Origin of the sequence: Trabulsiella guamensis ATCC 49490, from assembly GCF_000734965.1 — a bacterium.
Lineage (GTDB): Bacteria > Pseudomonadota > Gammaproteobacteria > Enterobacterales > Enterobacteriaceae > Trabulsiella > Trabulsiella guamensis.
The window spans coordinates 1-423 of the sequence record NZ_JMTB01000229.1; the positions used below are offsets into that span (position 1 = coordinate 1).

At 61.9% G+C, this 423-nt stretch carries 1 protein-coding gene; it reads left to right on the plus strand.

What is annotated here, in order from left to right; genetic code table 11:
* Window positions 1–423, plus strand: a 423-nt coding sequence (locus GTGU_RS23690) for a DNA methyltransferase (protein ID WP_038163905.1), incomplete at both ends; no start/stop codon positions are given.

Sequence of the window (423 nt, forward strand, 5' to 3'; positions counted from 1 at the left end):
TCGGACTGGCGGCAGCTTCCGGTGATGACCGATGTGCTTCAGGCTGGCGGTGTGCTCTGGCGCGGCATTGTTGTCTGGGACAAGACAGCATCAGCCCGCGCCCCGCACACCGGTTATTTCAGGCATCAGGCGGAATATGTCGTGTGGGGGAGCAATGGGGTGCTGGAGAAAGTGCCGGGTGGTCCGTTCCCCGGCGTCATTACTGAGCGCGTGAAGCCAGCGGAGAAACTGCACATGACCGGGAAGCCGGTCAGGGTGATGGATGAGCTGGTCCGACCGCTGGCGGATAACGCCCGCGTCCTCGACCCGTTCATGGGCAGCGGCACCACCGCGCTTCCTGTTCTGGCGCGAGGCGGTTCGTTCACCGGCATTGAGCTGAAGAACGAATATTTTGATATTGCCTGTGCACGTATCGAGCGGGCA